We start from the raw sequence: 22,612 nt of genomic DNA, 5'->3' as shown, positions 1-22,612 counted from the left end.
AGTGACAAACGTGTCCGTTGATCCGCTCGTCCTCGCCTCGCAGAGCCCGCGCCGCCGCGAGTTGCTCGCCCTGCTCGGTCTGCCGTTCCGCGTCCAGCCGGCGGCGGTGGACGAGACGCCCCGCGCCGGCGAGAGCCCGGACGCCTACGTGGCGCGCACGGCGGCAGACAAGGCCCGGGCGGTCGGTGGCGCGGCGGTGCTGGCCGCCGATACGGCGGTGGTGCTCGATCACACGATCCTTGGCAAACCGCAGGACCGGGAGGATGCCGCGGCCATGCTCCGCCGCCTTTCCGGCCGCGCGCACAGCGTGCTCACGGCCGTGGCCCTGCGCCGCGGCGACAGGGAGTGGGCGCTCACCGTGCGCACGGTGGTCACCTTCGACCGGCTGGACGCCGCGCGCATCGATGCCTATCTCGCCACTGACGAGCCCTGGGACAAGGCCGGCGCCTACGGCATCCAGGGGCTCGCCGGGGCCTTCGTGCGCAGCCTGGACGGCAGCTACAGCAGCGTGGTCGGCCTGCCCCTCGTGGAGACGCGCGAGCTGCTGCTTGCCGCCGGCCTGCTGGGAACAGCCGCGGAGGGGCCTCGGCAGTGAGCGAGGAGATCCTGGTCAACGTCACGCCCATGGAGACGCGGGTAGCCGTGGTGGAAAACGGCGCGACCCAGGACATCCACATCGAGCGCAGCGCCAGCCGCGGTCTCGTCAGCAACATCTACGCGGGCCGCATCAGCCGGGTGCTGCCGGGCATGCAGGCCGCCTTCGTGGACATCGGCGCATCCCGCAACGCCTTCCTCCACGTCTCGGACGTCATCGGCGGTGCCGCTGCCAGCGAGCGCATCACCGATCACCTGCGCGAGGGCCAGGCCGTGACCGTGCAGGTCACCAAGGACCCGCTCGGCAGCAAGGGGGCGCGGGTCACGGCCCAGCTTTCCGTCGCTTCCCGCTACCTCGTGTACATGCCTCAGACGCAGCACGTGGGCGTGTCCCAGCGCATCGACGATGCCGAGGAGCGGGCCCGCTTGCAGGAAGTGCTCGCCAAGGCCCTGGAGGCGGAGGAGATGGACGAGGCCGGCGGATTCATCCTGCGCACCGCCGCCGAGGGCGCGGGCCCGGCGGAGATCGCCCTGGACCTGCGTTTCCTCAAGCGGCTCTGGGCCGCAGTGTCCCGCCGTGCCGCGGTGGCCCGGGAACCGCAGCTGCTCTACGAGGACCTGCCGCTGCACCTGCGCACCGTCCGCGATCTCGCCCGCCCCGGTGTCGAGCGTATCCGCATCGACAGCCGCGAGAACTACGAGGCGCTCAGGGGTTTCTGCGGCGAATACATGCCGGAAGTCGCGGACCTGCTCGAGTGCTACAGCGGGGAGCGGCCGCTCTTCGACATTCACGGCATCGAGGAAGACATCCAGCGTGCCCTTGGCCGCAAGGTCGCGCTCAAGTCCGGCGGCTATCTCGTCATGGATCAGACCGAGGCCATGACCACCATCGACGTCAATACGGGCTCCTTCGTCGGCCGCCGCAACCACGAGGAAACGGTGTTCAAGACCAACCTCGAAGCGGCCACCACCCTGGCGCGCCAGCTGCGGCTGCGCAACCTCGGCGGCATCATCATCGTCGACTTCATCGACATGCGTGATGCCGAGCACCGGCGCCAGGTGCATCGGACCCTCGAGAAGGCCATGGCCCGGGACCCGGCGCGGAACAAGATCACCGGCGTGTCCGAGCTGGGCCTGGTGGAAATGACCCGCAAGCGGACCCGCGAGTCGCTGGAGCAGCTGCTCTGCGAGGCCTGCCCGGTGTGCGACGGTCGCGGCGTGCTGAAGACGGCGGAAACGGTCTGCTACGAGATTTTCCGGGAGATCATGCGCGACGCCCGGGCCTATGAGAACGACAACCTGCTCGTGCTCGCCGGGCAGAGCGTGGTGGACCGGCTCCTGGACGAGGAATCGACGAACGTCGCCGATCTCGAGGCCTTCATCGGGAAGACCATCAGCTTCCGGGTCGAACCGGAGTACAGCCAGGAACAGTTTGATATCGTGCTGCTCTAACGCCAGGTGAATGCGGCAGCCGTGACACGATCCTCGCCTTTCCATCTCCTCGCCGGCGCCCTCTGGCGGCTGCTGGTGGCCGGCGTGGTGCTGCTCGCTCTCTACGTGGCCGCGGGCCGCGCGCTCATGGGCAATGTCAGCACGCTGCAGCCGCAGCTGCTGGCAGCGCTCAACGACCGTCTGCCGTTCTCCCTCAGTGCCTCGTCCGTGCGCGGCCGCATGGAGGGCTTTTCGCCGGAGCTCGTGTTCACGGATCTGCGCCTCGCTTTCCCGGGGGAGGCCATTGAGCCGGTGCAGCTCGCCCGCGGCAGTCTGCGCCTGGCGCCGCTGCGCAGCCTGCTGACGCGGAGCCCCCAGGCGAGCTTCGTGACCCTGAGCGGCCTCTCCGTGGAACTCGACCAGGACGAGGCCGGCCACCTGCACCTGCGCGGCTTCGGCGTCCCCGGGGACGATGGCGGCCTGCGCGACTGGCTGGCGAGTTTCCTGCCCCGGGTCCGGGCTCTTGTCCTGGAGGGTAACCGCGTGCTCCTGCACCGGCCCGCTGGCGAGGGCCGCCGCGCCCGCCTGGACCTGACCCTGAAGCGCAGTGGCAGCGCCCGCACCCTCGATGCGCGCATCGAGACGGCGGTGGGTAACCAGGCCACGCTTCACGCCGAGGGCATCGGCAATCCCCTGTCATTGGCATCCTGGCGCGGGGATGTCTTCCTGGCGGTCGAGGCGGAGCGTCTCGAGCGGGTCTTCGACTGGCTGCCCGTCAGCGTGCCGGCACGCGCCACCGGCCGGGCCGGTGTGCAGCTCTGGCTGCAGCAGGCCGGCGGACGCTCGGACCTGCGCCTGTCCCTGGCCGGGAACAACCTGCTGCTCGAGGACGGGGACGGGGGCTGGCGTGTGCCGCTGGCCTCCCTGGCCATGGACGCGGCCCTGGTGGAACGCCAGGATGGCTGGACGCTCCATGCCTCGGACCTGTCCCTGGCCCAGGGTGGCCGCCACTGGTTACTGCCCCGGGCGCAGTTCGACCTGCGCGGTGATTCGCTGCGGGTGCGCAGCGGCGAGTTCCGCCTCGACGGTATCGACAGTTTTCTCGCCAGCCTGCCGAGCATGCCGGCGCGCCTCGCGGACGCCCTAGGCGTCCTGGCTCCCCGCGGCCAGGTGCGCGCCCTCGAGCTGACGCTGGATGATCTGCGCGCGCCGGGTAACAGCTGGGAGCTGACCACGCGCGTGGACGACCTCGCCGTGGAGTCCTGGCGCGGCGCCCCCGGTGCGGCCGGTGCCGACGCCTTTGTACGGCTCTATCCCGGCGGCGGCGACGTGCGCATCGACAGCGAGGGGCTGGTGCTCGCTTTCCCCAAGGTCTACCGGGAGCCGCTGGCCTACGAGGCCGTGCATGGCGACCTGCGTCTCAGCTGGGACGCGGAGCAGCTGTGGATCCGCTCCGGGCTCCTCGAGGCGAGCGGCGAGGAGGGCACGGCGCGCGCGCTCCTGGGCCTGCACGTTCCCTTCACGCGCACGGCCGTCGGGCCGGCGATGGAGTTGCTCGTCGGTCTCGGCGACAGCCGGACCCGCTACCGCGACAAGTACCTGCCCTACCGGCTGCCCGGCACCCTGCGGCGCTGGCTTGCCACGGCGATCGGTCCGGGGCGGGTCGTTACCGGCGGCTTCGCGTGGCGGGGCAGCCTGCGCAAGCGCAACTACGACCACCTGACGGTGCAGCTGCACTTCGACGTCGAGGAGGCCACGGTCGCTTTCGATCCCGCCTGGCCGCCGCTCGAGGACTTTGCCGGACGCCTGGTCATCGACGACACGCGGGTGAGCGCCTGGGGCGAGCGGGGCGAGCTGGGTGGCAACCGGCTGGAGCGCCTGTCCGCGGAGGCCTGGCGGGGCGAGGCCGGTGAGCGTGTCCTGGCCGTCGCCGCAACCCTCACGGGTGACGCCGGCGACGGGCTCGCGGTGGTCAAGGCATCGCCGCTGGCGGCGATGACGGGCGGCGTGATCGAGGGCTGGTCCGCCGCCGGCCCGGTGCGCACGGTGCTGGACCTGCGCATTCCCCTGGATGACCGCAGCGAACCGGTGGTGGCGGTCGACGCGAGCGCCGAGGAGGCGCTGTTGCGCGTGCAGCCGGGCGGGCTGGTGTTCGAGAAGCTCAGCGGCCGCGTGGGCTACGCGAGCGGCAGCGGCTTCTCCAGCGATGGCCTCGCCGGCACGCTCTGGGGCAGCCCCGTCAGCGCGAGCCTCTCCCAGGCCGACGCCGGGGCGCCCCTGGCGCTGCGCTTTGCCGGCAAGGGCGTGCCCGTGGCCGCGCTCTTCGACTGGCTCCAGCTCGATCTTCCGGCCCTCGCCAGCGGCGAGGCCGACGCCTTCGGTGACCTCTTGCTCCGCCGTGACCAGCCGGCGCGGCTCACCCTGGCCAGCGACCTGAACGGCGTGGCCCTGGCGCTCCCGGCACCCTGGGGCAAGACCGCGGAAGAGCCGCGCTCCCTCGCCGTCGACCTGCGCCTGGCGCGGGATCGCGTCGCCGTCGACCTCGCCCTCGGGGACCGGGTTGCGGGGCGCCTGGACCTTGCCGACGGCGCCCTGAGCGGCGGTAGCCTCCGGCTGGAGTCGGACTGGCTGCAGGGGGCGCTGGACCTCGGCGGACCGGTCCCGCGGCTGCTCCTCGACTACCTCGATCTCGCCGGGCTGCCCGAGCAGACGGGAGAGGCGGACTTCGACGCCGCCTACCGGGCGCTGCGCCCGGTGGCGGTCGCTATCCTCGAACTGCGCCGGGCGGGGGAAGGGGTCGGCCACCTGGCCTTCGAGCTGGACCGGGACGCGGGTGCAATCGTGGCCCGGGGTGTCCGCGGCGAACTGTTCGGCCTGCGCAGCCGGAGCGAGGGCGGCGGCGTGTTGCGCTGGGCCGGCGCCGAGGGCGCCGCCGGGGAAACGCAATTCGCCATCGATGTCGCCTTCGACGACCTGGGCCGGGTGCTGGTGGCCCTCGGCTACGCGCCGACGCTGGTCACCGACAACGGCAGCGCCAGCGCGGATCTGCGCTGGACGGGGTCGCCCCGGGCACTGGCGCTTCAGGCGCTGGAGGGCGAGCTTGCGGTGGAGGCGCGGGACGGTCGGCTCCTCGAGGCCAGGGGCTCTGCCGGCGCGCTCAAGGTGTTTTCCCTGCTCAACCTCGCCGAGATCTTTCGCGGCCTCAGCCTGTCGCACATGTTCGAGTCCGGCATTCCCTTCGATCGCGCGGTCAGCGAGTTCCGCTTCCGTCGCGGTACCATGGAGATTCCGGCGCTGACGCTGCGCGGCGCGGCGAGCGCCTTTGAGTTCAGCGGCGTCACCCGTCTCGCGGCGAGCGAGCCGTCCATCGAGGGCGAGCTGGTGGTGACGCTGCCGGTGGCGAACAACCTGCCCTGGGTTGCGGCGCTGGCCGGCGGCCTGCCCGTCGCCGCCGGCGTCTACGTGGTGAGCAAGGTCTTCGAGAAGCAGGTCAAGCGCATGTCCAGCGGTGTCTACGAGGTGTCGGGCCCGCTGGGCAGCCCGGACGTGCGCCTGCGGCGGATCTTCGATGACAGCGCGAGTATCCCGGTGGACCCGAACGGCGTCCGTGCGGACGATCCGAACGCGTCGCCCGGCGCGCCGACGGCACCGGACCCGAACGGCCCGCCGGACCCGAACACGGTGCGCCTGGACCAGCGACGCGTGCCGCCCGGGAATGCCCCCCCGGCGGCAGCCTCAGGCCCCGGCTGACTGGAGCTCGCGCAGGTAGCGGAAGAGCTTGCGCGCTGCGGCCGGTGGCCGCTCAGCCGCCTTCTCGCGCTGCGCCTGGCGCAGCAGCTGGCGCAGGTGCTGCCGGTCTGCCTCGGGGAAGCGCGCGAGCACGGTCGCGAGGCCGCTGTCGCCGCGCTCGACGAGTTCGTCGCGCAGTGCCTCCAGTTCGTGGTGCCGCGCGGCGCTCGCTGCCCGCTGCTGGTGCAGCCCGTCGAGGGCCGCCTGCAGTGGCGCCGGGTCGACGCTGCGCATGAGCTTGCCGATGTACTGCAGGTGACGCCGCCGTGCACTGCGGCTGGTGATGCCCCGGGACTGCACGATGGCGTTCTCGAGGCGGGGGTCGTCGATGGGAATCGCCTCCAGCTCCTTCGGGCTGAGCGCGCAGAGTGCTTCGCCGAGGGCCTGCCGCGCGCTCATCTCGCGCTTGAGCGCGCTCTTGCTGGGCGCCTCGTCGCGGAAGTCGTCGTCCTCAACCATGGCCGTTGTCAACCATAAACAGCCGCCGCCAGGCCCAGGAAAGCCACGAAGCCGACCACGTCGGTCACCGTGGTCAGCACCACGCCCCCGGCGAGGGCCGGGTCGATCCTGAGGCGCTGCAGCACCAGGGGCAGGACCGCGCCGGACAGCCCAGCGGTGACCAGGTTGATGACCATGGCCGCGGCGATGATGGCGCCGAGGGCCGGGCTGTCGAACCACAGCGCCGCGGCCGTGGCGACGATGGCCGCCCAGACCAGGCCGTTGATGACGCCGACCCAGGCCTCGCGCAGGATCAGCCAGGCCCGGTTGCCGGCGTTGATCTGTCCCATGGCCATGGCGCGCACCAGGACAGTCACGGTCTGCGTCCCGGCGATGCCGCCCATGGAGGCGACGATGGGCATGAGCACGGCGAGGGCGACGACTTTCTCGATCGTGCCCTGGAACTGGTTGATCACCGCCGCGGCAATGAACGCGGTGACCAGGTTCACCGCCAGCCAGACGGTGCGCCGGCGCGCCGTGCGCAGCACGGGGGCGAAGGTGTCCTCATCCTCGTCGAGGCCGGCGATGGCCATGAAGGAGTGGTCCGCGTCCTCGCGGATGACGTCCACCACGTCATCGATGGTGATCCGCCCGAGGAGCCGGCCGTCAGCGTCGACCACCGGTGCGCTCACCCAGTCGTTGCGCTCGAAGAGACGCGCCACCTCGTCGTCCGGCATGTCCACGGGGATCGCCTGCTGGCTGGTGACCATGAGCTCGCGCACCGAGTGCGACGGGTCCGAGACCAGCAGGGTACGCAGCGGCAGCAGGCCGACGTAACGGTCGTTGCGGGTGACGACGATGAGGTTGTCGGTGGCCTCGGGAATGGCCTCGTGACGGCGGAGGTAGCGCAGCACCACGTCCAGGGTCAGGTCCGCCCGGATCGTGATGGCGTCGGTGTTCATGAGGCCGCCGGCGGTATCGTCGGCGTAGAAAATCACCTGTTCCAGGCGCGCCCGGTCCTGGTGGTCCATGGCCTCGAGGACTTCGAAGGTGACCTCGTCCGGCAGCTGCTGCAGGATGTCGGCGACATCGTCGTCGTCCAGCCCCTCGGTGAGTTGCACGACCTGCGCCGGCTCCAGGGCGCTCAGGAACTCGAGCTGCAGCTCGTCACCGAGCTCGTTGAGGACCTCGCCCTGGAGATCGTCGTCGATGAGCTGCCACAGGATCTGCCGCGAGCGCGGCGGCGAGGACTCGAGGAGGTGCGCCGCGTCGGCGGGCTCCATCTTGCGGAGCATGCGGCTGACGTCGCCCAGGGTGCCCTGCTCCAGGGCCTGCGTGACCCGGTCAAGCGGCTTGTGGCTGTGCGGTTCAGCGCTGGTCATCGCGTCGCTCGGTCCGGGGGTGGGTGGGCGGGGCGGCTGAAATTATCCGGTAAAGACCGGGCGACAACAACAGAACCCGCGCTGCGGCGGAGCCGGGGGCTGTTCCTCCTACTCCTCCTCCTCGAAACGATTGTCTATCAGAGCGCAGAGGGCGCTGAGCGCCGCGCCGGCGTCCTCGCCCTCGGCTTCGAGGACCAGTGCCGTTCCCTTGCCCGCGGCGAGCATCATCACCGCCATGATGCTCTTGCCGTCGACGAGCTCGCCGCCGTCGCCGCGACCGGCACGGACGCGGGCGGAATAGGCGGCCGCGCAGCTCACGAACTTCGCGGCGGCCCGGGCGTGCAGCCCGAGCTTGTTGATGATCATGACTTCGCGCCGCTCGACTGCCACTATCCGAGCTCCCGGTGCCTGAGGTGTACCGGGCCGTGGTGGGCCGCCAGGTGGGCGAAGAGCCGCTCGGCCATGTACACGGAGCGGTGCTGTCCACCGGTGCAGCCGAGGGCGATGGTCAGGTAGCTGCGGGCACCGCTGCCATAGTGCGGCAGCCAGCGGTCGAGGAACCCCGCCAGCTCCAGGAACAGCTCGCCGGTCAGTGGTTGCGCCTCCAGGAACGCCTGCACCGGCTGGTCCCGGCCGGTCAGCAGGCGCAGCTCCTTGCTCCAGTGCGGGTTGGGCAGCATGCGGACGTCGAACACCAGGTCCGCGTCGGCCGGTACGCCGCGCTTGAAGCCGAAGGACTGCACCAGCAGCGAGAGGACGCCGGCCCCGGTGCCGACGAGGCGCTGGCGTACGGCATCGCGCAGCTCGTGAATGGTCATCTCGCTCGTGTCGAGGGTGAGCCCCGCCTCGGTGGCGAGGGGCTCGAGCAGGGCCTGCTCCCGGCAGATCGCCTCGGCGAGGGGCAGTTCGTGGCTCGCCAGCGGGTGCCGGCGCCGCGTCTCGCTGAAGCGCTTGAGGAGCGTCGCCTCGTCCGCGTCGAGGTAGAGCGTGCGCAGGCGCACGGTGTCCGGCAGCCCGGCCAGGATGGCGTCGATCCGTGAAAGGTCCGCGGCCGCGTTGCGGGCATCGATGCACACGGCGACGCCGGCACCGTCCCGGGCCAGGGCCGGGGCGTGACCGACCAGTGCCGGCAGCAGCGACGCGGGCAGGTTGTCGATCGCATAGTAGCCCTCGTCCTCCAGCTGGTGCAGGGCCGTACTCTTGCCGGAGCCGGAGCGGCCGCTGATGATGACGAGGTCCACGGGCTGTCAGCCTTCCCAGCCGATCGCGGTGTCGTAGAGCACCCGGTCGCTGTCGCAGGCGCGCAGGGCCGCGCGCAGCGCGGGCTGGCTGAACAGGCGCGCGATGGCGGCGAGGATGTCGAGGTGCTCCTGGTGCGCTTCCTCGGGCACCAGCAGGACGAAGAGGATATCCACCGGGGCGTCGTCCGGGGCATCGAAGTCCGCCGGTTCACGCAGGGTGACCAGCGCGCCCAGGGGCCGGGTACAGCTCGCGAGGCGGCAGTGCGGAATGGCGATGCCGCCACCCAGGCCGGTACTGCCGAGCTTCTCCCGGGCAAGCAGCTTGCCGATGAAATCACCGGGGTCGAGGTCCGGGTGGTCCGCCGCGACAAGCGCGGCGACCTCTTCAAAGATGGCTTTCTTGCTGGCCCCCGGCACGTCCCGCCGGGTACGCGCCGGTGACAGCAGTTCCTCAAGTTCTCGCATGCGCCTGTCCTAGTGCGGCCGCGCCTTTTCCTTGTGCTTGATGAGCTGCCGGTCGAGCTTGTCGGCGAGCGCGTCGATGGCGGCGTACATGTCGTCCGATTCCGCGGCGGCAAAGATGTCCGCACCGGAGATGTGCACGTTGGCCTCGGCCTTCTGTACCTGCTTTTCGACGATGAGAGTGACTTCCATGTTGGTAATGTGGCTGTGGTGGCGCTGGAGCCGCTCGAACTTGCTTTCCACATAGTCGCGGAGCGGGTCGGTAACGTCGACGTGATGGCCGCTGATGTTGAGTTGCATACTGGACTCCTTGTGCGTTGCAACGCAGGTATGCCCGGGTCGTGGCCGGGCGCTCAGTTCTCAGACCAGGCGCTTGCGCTCGCTGGACGGCGGGATGTAAAGGCTGTCCCGGTACTTCGCGATCGTCCGCCTGGCCACCTTGATGCCCTGTTCTTCCAGCAGCTGCGCGAGCCGGCTGTCGCTGAGCGGTTTGCGCGGGTTCTCCGCCGCGATGAGCTTGCGGATGAGCGCGCGGATCGCCGTTGAGGAACAGGCGCCGCCCGCGGTCGTGGCGACGTGGCTGGAAAAAAAGTACTTCAGCTCGAAAATGCCCCGGGGGGTATGCATGTACTTGCGCGTGGTGACCCGGGAGATGGTCGATTCGTGCATCGACACGGCCTCGGCAATGTCATGGAGCACCAGCGGCTTCATCGCCTCTTCGCCGTACTCGAGGAAGTTGCGCTGGTGGGAGACGACTTCCGAGGCCACCTTGAGCAGGGTCTCGTTGCGGCTCTGCAGGCTCTTCAGGAACCAGCGGGCCTCCTGCAGGTTATCGCGCAGGTAGGTGTTCTCGGCGCTGTTGTCGGCGCGCCGGATCAGCCCGGCATAGGTGTCGTTGATGCGCAGCCGCGGCGCGATGTCCGGGTTGAGCTCGACCACCCAGCGGCCCTCGCGTTTGCGCACGAACACGTCCGGTACGACGTACTCGGTGTCGTCGGCACCGATACGCTTGCCGGGGAACGGGTCGAGGGTCTGAAGCAGCTGCAGGACGCCGCGCAGCGCGTCCTCGTCGAGGCGCATGCGGCGCAGGATCTGCGCGTAGTCGCCGTTGCCGAGCTGTGCCAGGTGGCGGCTGACCAGGGTGCGCGCCTGCTCCAGCCAGGGGGTTCCCGGCGGTAGCTGCCTGAGCTGCAGGAGCAGGCATTCCTGCAGGTCCGCGGCAAAGACGCCGGTGGGCTCGAACTGCTGCAGGGCGTGGAGCACGGCCAGCACTTCCTCGCGCTCGATCTCGCCCTCGAAGTCCGCCGCGCAGAGCATGTGCAGCTCGTCCACGGTGCTGGTGAGGCGGCCGTTGTCGTCGGTGGCATCGATGATGGCCAGGGCGATCGCGCGGTCGAGGTCCGACAGGCGGGTGAGATTGAGCTGCCAGAGCAGGTGGTCGTGAAGGCTCTGGACGCTGGCATTGCGGCTGTCCATGTCGTAGTCGGCGCCCTCGGCCGCCGGGCCCGGCGCGGAGGGCGCGGAAGAGGGCACGAGGTCTTCCCACTGCGTGTCCACGGGCAGGTCCTCGGGCATGGTCGGCTCGTAGTCGCCGCTCTCGCCATCCCCCGCCGCGGTGCGCTCGAGGCTCTCCAGGGGGCCCTCGCCGTTGCTGGCTGTGAGGTTCTCGCCGGGCTCGGGGCTCTCCAGGGGCGCGTCGTCGTCGCCCTCGTCGAGCTCGAGCATCGGGTTGCTCTGCAGCACCTGCTGAATCTCGAGCTGCAGGTCCAGCGTCGACAGCTGCAGCAGCTTGATTGCCTGCTGCAGCTGCGGCGTCATGGTCAGCTGCTGGCCCAGCTTGAGTTGCAGTGCTTGCTTCATGATCGCGAGGGGGAGGCGTTCCTTTGCCCTGTTCGAGTGCAGTGTAGCGCCGGCCCGCCGGCGGAGGCAACGGACTGGCGCGGAAATTGCAGAGATTGGTGCCCGGGCCATTGACGCCCGTCAAGAATCGTGGCGAAGACCCTCGAGGCCCGCCCCTGGCGGTGCCGCGAGCGCTCTCTGCCGGTGCCTTCAGAGGCGGAAGGTATCGCCGAGATAGACCTTGCGGACTTCCGGGTTGTCGAGCACGGCCTGGGGGGAGCCGGCGGCGATGATGCGACCCTCACCGACGATGTAGGCTGTCTCGCAGATGTCGAGGGTCTCGCGCACGTTGTGGTCCGTGATAAGGACACCGATGCCGCGGTGCTGCAGGTGGCGGATGATCTCCTTGATGTCCGATACGGAGATCGGGTCGACACCGGCGAAAGGCTCGTCGAGGAGAATGAAGGCCGGTTCCGTGGCCAGCGCCCGGGCGATCTCCACCCGGCGGCGCTCGCCGCCGGACAGGGCCTGGCCGAGGCTGCCCCGCAGGTGCGCGACGTGGAACTCCTCGAGCAGTTCGTCCCGGCGCTCCCGGCGCTGGGCGCGGGTGAGGTCCCGCCGCGTCTCCAGGATGGCCATCAGGTTGTCGCCGACGGACAGCTTGCGGAACACGGAGGCCTCCTGGGGCAGGTAGCCGATGCCCCGGCGCGCCCGCTCGTGCATGGGCAGACCGATGATGTCCTCGCCATCGATGGTGATCTGCCCCGCATCGGCGCGGATGATGCCGACGATCATGTAGAAGCAGGTCGTCTTGCCGGCCCCGTTCGGGCCCAGCAGGCCGACGACCTGGGCGCTCTCCACGGCGAGGGAGACGTCCCGCACCACCGGGCGCCCGCCGTAGGCCTTGGCCAGCTTACTCGCCTTCAGTTCCGCCATCGGGCGTCGCTCCTGCATCGGCGGGGTCGGCCGCCGTTTCAGCCGCTGCGTCGGGCGCCGCCCCGGAAGGCGTTGCCGGCGCGGTCCCCGCAGCGTCGCTGTCATCGGCCTCTGCCGGGTTCTCCGCCTCGTTGGCCAGGCGCGGCGGGATCACCACCTGTACCCGCTCGCCGCCGCTGTCGGCCGCATCGGCGCGGACCAGCTGCTCGCGAATCAGGTAGTCGATGCGATCGCCGCGCACCGTGGCGCCGTCCTGCTCGACCTCGGCGTCCTCCTCGAGCAGGACGCGCTCCTCGGCGGTGAAATAGGTGATGCGCCGGGCGGCGGCGTGGATCACGGCCTCGCCGACCTCGGGCTGCTGCTGCATGCGGGCCGGCTCGCCGGTGGCCACCACGCGTTCGGCGAGGTCTCGGCTGTGGTAGATGATGAGCTCGTCCGCCTCGATGATCAGGCTGCCCTGCACCAGGCGCACGGCGCCGCTGTAGACCGTCTCGCCCGCTTTTTCGTCGCGCACGGCGCGGTCTGCCTCGACGGCGATGGGCTGCTCGCGGTCCCCGGGCAGTGCCTGCGCCCCCGTTGCCAGCAGGGCGGCACCGGCCAGCAGCAGGGCGGCGAAGCGCTTCACCGGTAGACCGCCTCGATGGCCTCGCGACGGTCCATGGCGTGCAGCAGCTGCTCGCAGGCCTCGCGCACACAGCCGGCGCCGCCGGCATAGCGGCTCTGCCAGTCGGCGGCCGCGGCCACCGCGGCTACCGCGTCGGCGGGGGCGAGGCCGATGGCCGCCGCGCGCAGCGCGCCGAGGTCCGGCAGGTCATCGCCCATGTAGGCGCACTGCGTGAGCTCGAGGCCGAGGCTGGCGCAGAGCTCCTCGAGGGCCACGCGCTTGTCCTCTCGCCCCTGCACCACGTGGGCGATACCGAGCTCGGCGGCGCGGCGTTCGACGATCTGCGAGCGGCGTCCCGTGATGATGGCCACGGCCACCCCGGCCCGCTGCAGGAGCTTGAGGCCCAGGCCGTCCTTGATGTTGAACGCTTTCAGTTCCTCGCCGTCATTGCCGTAATAGAGGCGGCCGTCCGTGAGGACGCCGTCGACGTCTAGGGCCAGGAGGCGCAGGGCGCTGGCGCGGGCGCGATCGATCACCGGCGGCCTCAGGCAATGCCGGCCTGGAGCAGGCCGAGGAGGCTGACCACACCGACGGGCTCGCCGTGGTCGCCGACCACCACGAGCGCGCTGATGCGGTTCTCTTCCATGATGCGCAGGGCCTCGGCGGCGAGCATGCCTTCGCTGATGGTGCGGGCCTTGCGCGTCATCAGGTCACCGATGGGCGTCTCGTTGATGTCGATGCGGGCATCGATCGCGCGCCGCAGGTCACCGTCGGTGAATACACCCTCGAGGTGGTCGCCGTCGACAACGGTGGTCATGCCCAGGCCCTTGGCAGAGATTTCCAGCAGCGCTTCGCCCAGCGGCGTTTCCGGGGTGACCCGGGGGATCTCCGGGCCGCTGCGCATGACGTCCTCGACCATCAGCAGCAGCTTGCGACCGAGGGCGCCGCCGGGGTGGGAGAAGGCGAAGTCCTCGGCAGTGAAGCCGCGGGCCTCGAGCAGCGCGATGGCGAGCGCGTCGCCCATGACCAGGGCCGTGGTCGTGCTCGAGGTGGGCGCGAGATCGAGCGGGCAGGCCTCGGTCTCGACGCCGGTATCGAGATGGGCGTCCGCCGCCTGCGCCAGCGTCGAGGACGGGTTGCCGGTCATGCTCACCAGCGGCGTGCCCAGGCGCTTGAGCAGCGGCAGCAGCATCACCACCTCGTTGGTGCTGCCGCTGTTCGACAGGGCGAGGACGCAGTCGTCGCCGGTGATCATGCCCATGTCGCCGTGGCTTGCCTCGCCGGGGTGCACGAAGAAGGCGGGTGTGCCGGTACTCGCCAGCGTCGCCGCGATCTTGGTGCCGATGTGGCCGGACTTGCCCATGCCCGTGACGACCACCCGGCCGCGGGTGCCGAGCAGCAGCTCGCAGGCGCGGGCGAACTCGCTGCCGATGCGCTGCTCCAGGGCCGCGACCGCAGCCGCTTCCATGCGCACGGTGCGGCGGGCGGAGTCGACGTAGCTGGGCGGGGCGGCATGGGTCATCGGGCGTCTCGGGAGGGTCACTACGGGAGGGTCACTACGGGAGGGCCACTAGAGGCTCAAGGCAAGCGCGTAATAGTACAGCGCGTAGAAGCTCGTCAACAACAACCCCACCGCCCGGCCCAGGTAGCTGTACCCGCCCTCGGCGCGGCGCCGGTGGTGCCCCGTGTAGATGGCGACGGCGAGGAGGAAGGTGCCCGCCGCCATGGCCGGGTAGTCGCGGGTGAGCACGTCGCCGGACAGCGCCAGCGGGGCGACGACGCCCGGTACCGACATGACCGCGAGCAGGTTGAACAGGTTCGAGCCGATGACATTGCCGATGGCGATCTCCGTGTGTCCCTTCAGGGCGCCGGCGAGCGTCGCGGCGAGCTCCGGCAGGCTGGTGCCCACGGCGACGATCGTCAGGCCGATGACCAGCTCGGAGACGCCGAGCTGCGCGGCGATGGTCGTCGCCCCCCAGACCAGCAGCCGGGAGCTGCCGACGAGCAGGGCGAGGCCGGCGAGAAAGGCGAACCAGGCGCGCAGGGGTTTCAGGTGCGGCAGCTCCTCTTCCTCGCTCTCTTCCCGGACGATCCGGTTCCCAGCCTGCGCGCGCACCATCTGCACGAGGATCAGGGCGAGGCCGCCCATCATCAGCAGGCCGTCGAAGCGGGACAGCACACCGTCAAGCAGGAGCACCCAGGTGCCGAGGGTGACCAGGAGCAGGGTCGGCAACTCCACGCGCACGCAGCCCTGGCGGATGAGCATGGGCACGATGAGCACCGTCAGCCCGAGGACGAGACCGATGTTGGCGATGTTCGAACCGAGTGCATTGCCCACGGCGAGCTCCCCGGCGCCGGCCAGGGCGGCGGTGATGGAAACGAGGATCTCCGGCGCGGAGGTGCCGAGGGAAACGATGGTCAGCCCGATGATCACGGGGGACAGGCCGAGGTTCTCGGCGATGGAGGCGGCGCCGGCGACGAAGAGGTCGGCGCTCCAGACCAGGAGCACAAGGCCGATAATGACCGCTGCGGCTGCCAGGATCATGCGGCGGTGCTTCCCGGCCCCGGGCCGGCGACGGGAAACCCGGCGGCGGAGCCGTGGTCATACGGAACGCGGGTCGAAACGTAGTACAATGGCGGACCCGGGACGGTGGCGTCAGTTGGCATGAAGCGGATTCTAACCGCTCGCCCGGGCCGCCGCAGCATACAGGACGAATCGGGATGCCCATGAAAGCACAAGCGGAACGGATGGCAGGCCTCCGGGGCGGCGCGCTGCGCTGGCTGCTGGCCGCCACCGTGGTAATCACCATGGCAGGCGGCAGCGCTGCGCAGGCGGTCGCCAAGGAGCCGAGCAGCGCGGCGCAGACACTCCGGGAGACGACGGAGGAGGTCCTCGAGGTGATCGAGTCGGCCCAGGGCTACGTGGACGAGAACCCGGAGCGCTACTACGAGGCCGTGCACGAGGTGCTGGACCCGGTGGTGGACTTCCGCGGCTTCGCCCGCGGCGTCATGGGCGATTACGCCACCAGCGAGCGCTACCGCTCCCTCGACGAGGCGGGACGGCAGAAGCTCCGGGACCAGCTCGAGCGCTTCACGGAAACCATGCGCAAGGGGCTGGTGCGGACCTACAGCAAGGGGCTGCTCGCCTTTAACGGCTCGCGGGTCGAGCTGGACGAGGACGGCAGCCGGGAAGAAGGCGGCCGGGCGACGCTCAGGCAGCTGATTTACAGCGACGAGGCGCAGCCCTACGTTGTCACCTATACCATGGCCCGGGAGCGTGACGGCAGCTGGTTGATCCGTAACCTGATCGTCGAGGACGTGAACCTCGGCCAGATCTACCGCAGCCAGTTCGAGGCTTCGGCCCGCAAGTACGACGGCGACCTTGACGAGGTCATCGCCAACTGGACGACCGAGGGCGTGAACGACGACGCCTGAGCAGGCCCGGCGAGGCAGGCGAGGGCTGGCAGCAGCAGGAGGTACAGGGTGGACGCAGCGACGGTCAAGGCATTGGTGGAACGGGAGCTCGAGGGTTGCGAGGTGCAGGTCGAGGGTGCCGGCAGCAACTATGACATCACGGTGGTCGGCGACGTGTTCGCCGGCCTGCGCCCGGTGAAGAAACAGCAGCTCGTCTACGGCGCGCTGCGCGAGAGTATCGCCGCGGGCTCGATCCACGCGGTGAACATCCGCACCTTCACCCCGGACGAGTGGCAGGGCTAGAGCCGTGGCCGGCACGCTCACCCTTGCCCTGACCAAGGGCAGGATCCTCGCTGAGACCCTGCCGCTGCTGGCCCGGGCGGGCATCGAGCCCGCGGAGGACATCGCCAGCAGTCGCAAGCTGGTTTTCGACAGCAACCGCCCGGGGCTGCGGCTCCTGGTGCTGCGCGGCACGGACGTGCCGACCTACGTGCGCCACGGCGCCGCCGACCTCGGTGTCGTCGGCAAGGACATGCTCCTCGAGCAGGGCGCGGAAGGGCTCTACGAGCCGCTGGACCTCGGCATCGCGCGCTGCCGGCTCATGACGGCTGCCCCCACGGGCTGGCGGCCCACGGGCTCCCGGGTGCGCGTGGCGACGAAGTTCGTCAATGTCGCCCGCCGGCACTTCGCCGCCCGCGGCGTGCAGGCGGATATCATCAAGCTCTATGGCGCCATGGAGCTGGCTCCGACCATGGGTCTGTCAGACCTGATCGTCGATATCGTCGACAGCGGCAACACGCTGCGGGCGAACGGTCTCGAGCCCCTCGAGGAAATTGCTGCCGTGAGCTCCCGGCTGGTGGTCAACAAGGCCTCCCTGCGGGCAGCGCACGAGCCCATCACGCAGCTGCTTGCGGACATGGAGGCCGCGCTGCCCGCCGGCGGGCTGGCGGCATGATCGCCCGCCTCGATACGCGCTCCGCTGATTTCGACGCGGCGCTCGCGGCGCTGGCGCCCGCGGGGGAGGCGGACGCGGCGACGGTGCAGGCGCGGGTCATGGAGATCCTCGCGGATGTCGAGGCGCGCGGCGATGCTGCCGTCCTCGACTACACGGCGCGCTTCGACAGCCTGGCCGCGGACAGCATTGCCGGGCTTACGGTGCCCGCCGGCCGGCTGCAGGCCGCCCTGGACGGGCTGCCGGCAGTCGAGCGGGAGGCCCTTGCAGTGGCGGCGGCCCGGATCCGCGAGTACCACGAGCGACAGCTCGGGGAGAGCTGGCGCTACACGGACGAGCACGGCAACGTGCTGGGCCAGCAGGTCACCCCGCTTGGCAGCGTCGGTGTCTACGTGCCCGGTGGCAAGGCCAGCTATCCCTCCTCGGTGCTCATGAACGCCCTGCCGGCGCATGTCGCCGGTGTCGAAGAGATCACCATGGTGGTGCCGGCACCGGGCGGCGAGCTCAACGAGCTGGTGCTGGCGGCCGCAGCCCTGGCCGGGGTGAGCCGGGTCTATACGATTGGCGGTGCGCAGGCCGTCGCGGCCCTGGCCTTCGGCACCGGCAGCATCACCGCGGTGGACAAGATTGTCGGCCCGGGCAATGCTTACGTCGCCGAGGCCAAGCGCCAGGTCTTCGGCCGCGTCGGTATCGACATGGTCGCCGGCCCCTCGGAAATCCTCATCATCTGTGACGGGGACACGGACCCGGCGTGGATCGCCATGGACCTGTTCTCCCAGGCCGAGCACGACGAGAACGCCCAGGCCCTGCTGCTGTCACCGGATGCGGCGTTTCTCGATGCCGTGGCCGCGGCAATCGAGGCGCTGCTGCCGCAGCAGGAGCGCCGCGAGATCATTGCCGCCTCCCTGGCGCGGCGCGGTGCCCTGGTGCAGACCGCGGACCTTGACGAGGCCGTGCGTCTTTCCAACCGTATCGCCCCGGAGCACCTCGAGCTGTCGGTGGCGGACCCGGAGGCGCTGCTGCCCTCGATTCGCGCCGCCGGGGCCATCTTCCTCGGCCGCTACAGCGCCGAGGCCCTCGGCGACTACTGCGCCGGCCCCAACCACGTGCTGCCCACGGCCGGCAGCGCGCGCTTCTTCTCGCCCCTTGGCGTGTACGACTTCCAGAAGCGCAGTTCCATCATTCACGTGAGCGCGGCGGGGGCGCGGGTGCTCGGCGCCGTCGCCTCGACGCTCGCCCGCGGTGAATCGCTCACGGCGCACGCGCGCAGCGCCGAGTACCGCCGGGACGCGAACCCGGATAGCGGGGGTTCCCGCTAGGGAGAGGGCGGGCTGTCCGTGCCCGGTGACTGGGTCTGGGCGCCGACCACGGCATGCAGGTCCACGGTCTGGCTGCCGCGGATGGCGGTGATGCTGAGGCTGTCACCGGGACGGAGCAGCGCGATGTCGTACATGCTCCGGCGCACGTCCTCCACCGGTTCCCCGTTGAAGTGGGTGATGACGTCGTCCGGTTGCAGCCCGGCCTTCTGCGCCGGGCCACCCTCGGCCACCGCGGTGACGACCAGCGCCTGCCCCGTGGGGCCGTCGCCGTTGCGCAGGAGCCGGGGTTCCACCTGCACCCCGAGCCAGCCGCGGATGACCCGCCCGTACTCGATGAGGTCGCCTACCACGAAGCGGGCGAGGTCCACGGGAATCGCCAGGCCGATGCCGATCCCCGCGGCGCCGCTGGCGGCCCGCTGGTCCGAGGTGTAAATGAGCGTATTGATACCGAGGAGGCGCCCCCGCGAGTCCACGAGCGCACCACCGGAATTGCCCTGGTGGATGATGGCGTCGGTCTGGATGTAGCTTTCGTAGACGCCCTCGAGGCCGTAGCGCTCCAGGCCCGAGATGATGCCCTGGGTCACCGACTGGCCGAAGCCCAGCGGGTTGCCGATCGCCAGGACCACGTCGCCGACGCGCGCATCGGCGGAGTTGCCGAGCGCGATCGGGGTCAGGTCCGGCAGGTCGATCTTGAGCAGGGCGAGGTCCGTGGCCCGGTCTGTGCCGATGATCCGCGCGGCCGCGTTGCGGCCGTCGCCGAGGAGCACCTGGATGGCGTCGGCGCCGTCGATCACGTGGTTGTTGGTGACGATGTGGCCGGCGTCGGAGAAGATCACCCCGGAGCCGAGGCTCTGCTCGATACGCTGGCGGGGCTGGTTGCGCGGAACGAACTGGCGCCAGAAAGGGTCGTTCAGCAGGCGCCCCGCGCGCGTGGGGACCACCTTGCGGGTGTAGATGTTGACCACGGCGGGGGTGGCGGCCTGGACCGCGGCGGCGTAGCTCTGCGCCTTTCCGGAATCGCCGCCGGCCTCGCCGCTTGGCAGCACCCAGCGCTCCAGGACGAGCAGCGCCGCGAGGATGCCGGCGGCCACCGGCCAGGCCGCGACGCGAAGCCAGCTGAGCATGCCTCTTTCCTCCGTGAGTCTTCCGGCCGGGCCGGAATTGCACCCTGAAAACCGCATTCTATATGATGAAGGATCGCTTTCGCGCGCGTCCTCCCTGTTTCAGCGCTCGCGCCGCTCTTTTCAGGCGGCCGGCCGCGACGGGAGGCAGAGGCGGGCGCCAGCGGTTCCGCTTCGACTGACCCGCGATACACCTGAGGAGAGCCCATGACCGTCGCCCTGGAGGAGCTCGTCGCCGCCATGGACCAGCTGCTCGAGCCCGCGCGCTTCCGCGACTACTGCCCGAACGGGCTGCAGGTCGCCGGCCGTCCCGTGGTCGGCCGGCTCGCCTGCGCCGTCACTGCCAACCAGTCCGTGCTCGATGCAGCGGTCGCCTGGGGCGCGGATGCGCTGCTCGTACACCACGGCTATTTCTGGCGCGGGGAGGACCCGCGGGTAGTCGGCATGAAGCGCCGCCGCCTGGCGACGCTGCTCGGCAACGATCTTTCTCTCATTGCCTATCACCTGCCGCTGGATGCGCACCCGGCGGTGGGCAACAACGCCGAGCTGGGCCGGCGCCTCGGCATCGTCGACGTCGAACCGCTGCACCGCGATGCGAGCGATGGCGTGGGGGCCATCGGCAACCTCGCCGAGCCCCTCACCGGCGCCGCCCTGGCCGGACGGCTGGCGGCGCTCACGGCCCGGGAGCCGCTGCATATCGGCGAGCCGGGCGCCACGCTGCGCCGCGTGGCCTGGTGCACCGGGGCTGCCCAGGGCTACATCGACGCGGCCGCGGCCGCGGGTGCGGATGCCTACATCACCGGCGAGGTATCAGAGCCCACGGTACACAGTGCCCGGGAGCAGGGAGTGCAGTTCTTCGCAGCGGGGCATCACGCCACGGAGCGCTACGGCGTGCAGGCGCTTGGAGCGGTCATGGCCGAACGTTTCGGCCTCGAGCTCGAGTTCCTGGATTGCGACAACCCGGCCTGAGGTGCCGGGCAGAAGTGCGGGAGGGCCGGGCGGTCAATGCCCGGCAGCGGGGCCCGGGGCCGCCGGCCGCACGGCGGCCAGCGGCTGCGGGGCGGGCGGTCAGGCGTTTTCCTTGCGCTCGCTCTCTTTCTCGCTTTCGTTCTCACCCTCGCCCGTGCCGGCGCTGGCCTCCTCGCGAACATCCTCGGCCTCGTCGGCGTCCGCGAGGTTCTGCCCGGCGCCCGGCGTCGGCTCCCGCTCGATGCCGAAGCTTTCGTTGAGCATGCCGGTCTCGCCCTCGTTCTTGGGTGCGTAGTCCCGCGGCGGCTCGATGTTCATGGCATCCTGGGGCACTTCGCTGTCGTCCCCGGTGCCACCGAGACGCTTCACGCTGACGTCGTTCTTGCCCACGCAGAGCGTGCTGGCGCCTTCGGCGAGGTGCTCGTGGATGCCGCGGTACATGTCGGTGAGCGCATTGAGCCGGTCGGCGGTTTCCACGAAGTGCTCGGTGACCCGGTTCTCGTAGGCCTGCTTGTCGCGCGTGAGCTGGTCGATGCGCTTTTCGAGCTCCCGAGCCTGCTGACTGCCGGCGGTGGATTTGCGACCGAAGAGCATGCCGAGCAGTCCCCCGACGATGAGTGCGCAGAGTCCGGTGCCGATCAGTATGTCGATGCTGTACATGAGAATCACTCCGTAAAAAAGCTGGAATAGAAGCGTTGCAGGGTCATTGGGGGACAACTGAAGTATAGCGCGCCGCCGGCGCGGGCGGCGAGGATTCCTGCAACATTCATTGCCAACTATGCACGCCGCGGCTAGAGTAGCGCGCCCATCCGGCCCGGGGGAGGCAGGGGCTTGGCCACGCCGCTGGAACGTTACGAACAGGATATCGAGGAGCACGGCTTTGCCCGCGATCCGGCGCAGGCGGAGGCCGTGGCCGCGCTTGATGACCTGTTCTCGCGCCTGGCGGAGCGCCGGGCCCGCGGCCGCGGCCTCGGCGCTGCGCTGGCGCGGCTGCGACGGCGTCCGCGGGTCCCGGAGACCGGCCTCTATCTCTGGGGCGGCGTCGGCCGCGGCAAGACCTGGCTCATGGATACCTTCTATGATTGCCTGCCCGCGGCGGGGCGGCAGCGGGTGCACTTCCACCGTTTCATGCAGCACGTGCACCGCGAGCTGAAGGCTCTGGCGGGAGAGAAGAACCCCCTGGATCGAGTCGCCGACCGGCTGGCCGGCGAGACCGAGGTGCTCTGCTTCGACGAATTCTTCGTCAGCGACATTGCCGACGCCATGATCCTCGGCAACCTCATGGAGGCGCTCTTCGCCCGCGGCATCACCCTGGTCGCGACTTCGAACATTCCGCCGCAGCGTCTCTACGAGAACGGCCTGCAGCGGCAGCGTTTCCTGCCCGCCATCGCCCTGATCGAGGCGCACACCCGGGTGCTGAACGTGGACGGCGGCATCGACTACCGGCTGCGGACCCTCGAGCGGGCGCCGCTCTACCACCACCCCCTGGGCGAGGCTGCCACCGCGGCCCTCGAGGACTTCTTCACCCGCCTGGCCCCGGAGGCCGGGCAGCCGTGGCAGCGGCTGGAGGTGAACGGGCGCTACCTTACCGCGCGCTGCCTGGCCGACGACGTGGCCTGGTTCGAGTTCGAGGAACTCTGCGGCGGCCCGCGCTCCCAGAACGACTACATCGAGCTGGCGCGGGTGTTCCACGCCGTCCTCCTCTCCGGGCTGCGGCCCCTGGGGCGGGCCACGGACGACAGCGCGCGGCGCTTCATTAACCTCGTGGACGAGTTCTACGACCGCAACGTGAAGCTGGTGATCGCCGCCGACTGCCCACTCCTGTCGCTCTACGAGGGCGGGGGCCTCGACTTCGAATTCGAGCGCACCCTGTCGCGGCTGCAGGAGATGCAGTCCCACGACTACCTGGCCCGGGAGCACCGTCCCTGACCCCCCGCGATCAGGCGAAGGCCTGTTTTCTGAGTGTCCCGGCAGGGAAGTCCCCGCTTGTCGCAGCTTGTCGGGGGGGGGGGGGGGGGGGGGGGTTCGGCCTGCCCCCCCTCCTCTCTTTTTGTGGGAAAAAAACCCCCCCCCCCCCCCTCCCCCCCCGCACCCCTTCACGCTGAGGGGGGGGGGGAGGGG

The 22,612-nt window shown here is 70.4% G+C and carries 23 protein-coding genes; 9 read left to right on the top strand and 14 right to left on the bottom strand.

Annotated features, from left to right (window positions below; all coding sequences use genetic code 11):
* Nucleotides 1–10: 10 nt before the first annotated feature.
* From ACX93N_RS14710 to ACX93N_RS14700, 3 genes are read left to right on the top strand one after another with little or no spacing between them, the layout of a single operon-like run.
* A complete protein-coding gene (locus tag ACX93N_RS14710) occupies nt 11–595 on the top strand; it encodes a Maf family protein (RefSeq protein ID WP_459429198.1) in 585 nt (194 codons plus the stop codon).
* Entirely contained in the window at nt 592–2,046 is a 1,455-nt protein-coding gene (gene rng, locus ACX93N_RS14705; protein WP_459429197.1) for a ribonuclease G, read from the top strand. The genes ACX93N_RS14710 and rng overlap by 4 nt, the downstream gene beginning before the upstream one ends.
* A gap of 21 nt (nt 2,047–2,067) precedes the next feature.
* Nucleotides 2,068–5,775, top strand: coding sequence for a YhdP family phospholipid transporter (locus ACX93N_RS14700; protein ID WP_459429196.1), 3,708 nt, complete (start codon nt 2,068–2,070; stop codon nt 5,773–5,775).
* Here ACX93N_RS14700 and yjgA read toward each other — a convergent pair.
* The 12 genes from yjgA to ACX93N_RS14640 form a co-directional block, all read right to left on the bottom strand.
* The gene (gene yjgA / locus ACX93N_RS14695) at nt 5,761–6,273 is read right to left on the bottom strand and encodes a ribosome biogenesis factor YjgA (protein ID WP_459429195.1); all 513 of its coding nucleotides are present in this window, start codon (nt 6,271–6,273) and stop codon (nt 5,761–5,763) included. The genes ACX93N_RS14700 and yjgA overlap by 15 nt on opposite strands.
* Before the next feature lie 8 nt (nt 6,274–6,281).
* Nucleotides 6,282–7,634, bottom strand: a complete 1,353-nt coding sequence (mgtE, locus tag ACX93N_RS14690; protein WP_459429194.1) for a magnesium transporter — start codon at nt 7,632–7,634, stop codon at nt 6,282–6,284.
* Between the two features lie 108 nt (nt 7,635–7,742).
* Complete coding sequence (locus tag ACX93N_RS14685) at nt 7,743–8,024, bottom strand: HPr family phosphocarrier protein (protein WP_459429193.1); 282 nt, start codon at nt 8,022–8,024, stop codon at nt 7,743–7,745.
* On the bottom strand, nt 8,024–8,875 hold the full coding sequence (gene rapZ, locus ACX93N_RS14680; protein WP_459429192.1) for an RNase adapter RapZ: 852 nt from the start codon (nt 8,873–8,875) through the stop codon (nt 8,024–8,026). The genes ACX93N_RS14685 and rapZ overlap by 1 nt, the downstream gene beginning before the upstream one ends.
* Nucleotides 8,876–8,881: 6 nt before the next feature.
* Nucleotides 8,882–9,340, bottom strand: coding sequence for a PTS IIA-like nitrogen regulatory protein PtsN (gene ptsN / locus ACX93N_RS14675; protein WP_459429191.1), 459 nt, complete (start codon nt 9,338–9,340; stop codon nt 8,882–8,884).
* Nucleotides 9,341–9,349: 9 nt separating this feature from the next.
* Nucleotides 9,350–9,637 (bottom strand): ribosome hibernation-promoting factor, HPF/YfiA family, encoded by a 288-nt coding sequence (hpf, locus tag ACX93N_RS14670; protein ID WP_459429190.1) that lies wholly within the window; start codon nt 9,635–9,637, stop codon nt 9,350–9,352.
* 60 nt (nt 9,638–9,697) lie between these two features.
* Nucleotides 9,698–11,197, bottom strand: coding sequence for an RNA polymerase factor sigma-54 (locus ACX93N_RS14665; protein WP_459429189.1), 1,500 nt, complete (start codon nt 11,195–11,197; stop codon nt 9,698–9,700).
* A 189-nt stretch (nt 11,198–11,386) separates the two neighbouring features.
* On the bottom strand, nt 11,387–12,112 hold the full coding sequence (gene lptB, locus ACX93N_RS14660) for an LPS export ABC transporter ATP-binding protein (RefSeq protein WP_459429188.1): 726 nt from the start codon (nt 12,110–12,112) through the stop codon (nt 11,387–11,389).
* Nucleotides 12,090–12,737 (bottom strand): lipopolysaccharide transport periplasmic protein LptA, encoded by a 648-nt coding sequence (gene lptA, locus ACX93N_RS14655; RefSeq protein ID WP_459429187.1) that lies wholly within the window; start codon nt 12,735–12,737, stop codon nt 12,090–12,092. Before lptA ends, lptB begins: the two co-directional genes overlap by 23 nt.
* On the bottom strand, nt 12,734–13,249 hold the full coding sequence (locus ACX93N_RS14650) for a KdsC family phosphatase (protein WP_459429209.1): 516 nt from the start codon (nt 13,247–13,249) through the stop codon (nt 12,734–12,736). Before ACX93N_RS14650 ends, lptA begins: the two co-directional genes overlap by 4 nt.
* An 11-nt stretch (nt 13,250–13,260) precedes the next feature.
* A complete protein-coding gene (locus ACX93N_RS14645; RefSeq protein WP_459429186.1) occupies nt 13,261–14,238 on the bottom strand; it encodes a KpsF/GutQ family sugar-phosphate isomerase in 978 nt (325 codons plus the stop codon).
* A gap of 48 nt (nt 14,239–14,286) precedes the next feature.
* Complete coding sequence (locus ACX93N_RS14640; RefSeq protein WP_459429185.1) at nt 14,287–15,261, bottom strand: calcium/sodium antiporter; 975 nt, start codon at nt 15,259–15,261, stop codon at nt 14,287–14,289.
* A 182-nt stretch (nt 15,262–15,443) separates the two neighbouring features.
* Here ACX93N_RS14640 and ACX93N_RS14635 point away from each other — a divergent pair, with 182 nt between their 5' ends.
* The 4 genes from ACX93N_RS14635 to hisD are packed head-to-tail and all read left to right on the top strand — an operon-like array spanning nt 15,444 to nt 18,401.
* Nucleotides 15,444–16,151, top strand: a complete 708-nt coding sequence (locus ACX93N_RS14635) for an MlaC/ttg2D family ABC transporter substrate-binding protein (RefSeq protein WP_459429184.1) — start codon at nt 15,444–15,446, stop codon at nt 16,149–16,151.
* Nucleotides 16,152–16,199: 48 nt separating this feature from the next.
* Nucleotides 16,200–16,433, top strand: coding sequence for a BolA family protein (locus tag ACX93N_RS14630; protein WP_459429183.1), 234 nt, complete (start codon nt 16,200–16,202; stop codon nt 16,431–16,433).
* 4 nt (nt 16,434–16,437) lie between these two features.
* Entirely contained in the window at nt 16,438–17,085 is a 648-nt protein-coding gene (gene hisG / locus ACX93N_RS14625; protein WP_459429182.1) for an ATP phosphoribosyltransferase, read from the top strand.
* On the top strand, nt 17,082–18,401 hold the full coding sequence (hisD, locus tag ACX93N_RS14620) for a histidinol dehydrogenase (RefSeq protein ID WP_459429181.1): 1,320 nt from the start codon (nt 17,082–17,084) through the stop codon (nt 18,399–18,401). Before hisG ends, hisD begins: the two co-directional genes overlap by 4 nt.
* Here the strand turns inward: hisD and ACX93N_RS14615 are convergent.
* On the bottom strand, nt 18,398–19,525 hold the full coding sequence (locus ACX93N_RS14615) for a S1C family serine protease (RefSeq protein WP_459429180.1): 1,128 nt from the start codon (nt 19,523–19,525) through the stop codon (nt 18,398–18,400). The genes hisD and ACX93N_RS14615 overlap by 4 nt on opposite strands.
* A 204-nt stretch (nt 19,526–19,729) precedes the next feature.
* On the opposite strand from ACX93N_RS14615, the gene ACX93N_RS14610 reads away from it, so the two are divergent.
* Entirely contained in the window at nt 19,730–20,491 is a 762-nt protein-coding gene (locus tag ACX93N_RS14610) for a Nif3-like dinuclear metal center hexameric protein (RefSeq protein ID WP_459429179.1), read from the top strand.
* Between the two features lie 99 nt (nt 20,492–20,590).
* On the opposite strand, the gene ACX93N_RS14605 is transcribed toward ACX93N_RS14610, so the two are convergent.
* The gene (locus tag ACX93N_RS14605; protein ID WP_459429178.1) at nt 20,591–21,151 is read right to left on the bottom strand and encodes a Z-ring associated ZapG family protein; all 561 of its coding nucleotides are present in this window, start codon (nt 21,149–21,151) and stop codon (nt 20,591–20,593) included.
* A gap of 171 nt (nt 21,152–21,322) precedes the next feature.
* On the opposite strand from ACX93N_RS14605, the gene zapE reads away from it, so the two are divergent.
* A complete protein-coding gene (gene zapE / locus ACX93N_RS14600; RefSeq protein WP_459429177.1) occupies nt 21,323–22,420 on the top strand; it encodes a cell division protein ZapE in 1,098 nt (365 codons plus the stop codon).
* Nucleotides 22,421–22,612: the final 192 nt, after the last annotated feature.

The sequence above is a fragment of the Pseudohaliea sp. genome (assembly GCF_054552115.1).
The sequence above is the reverse complement of the archived record's forward strand: the minus strand, read 5'-3'. Positions and strand labels throughout refer to the sequence as shown.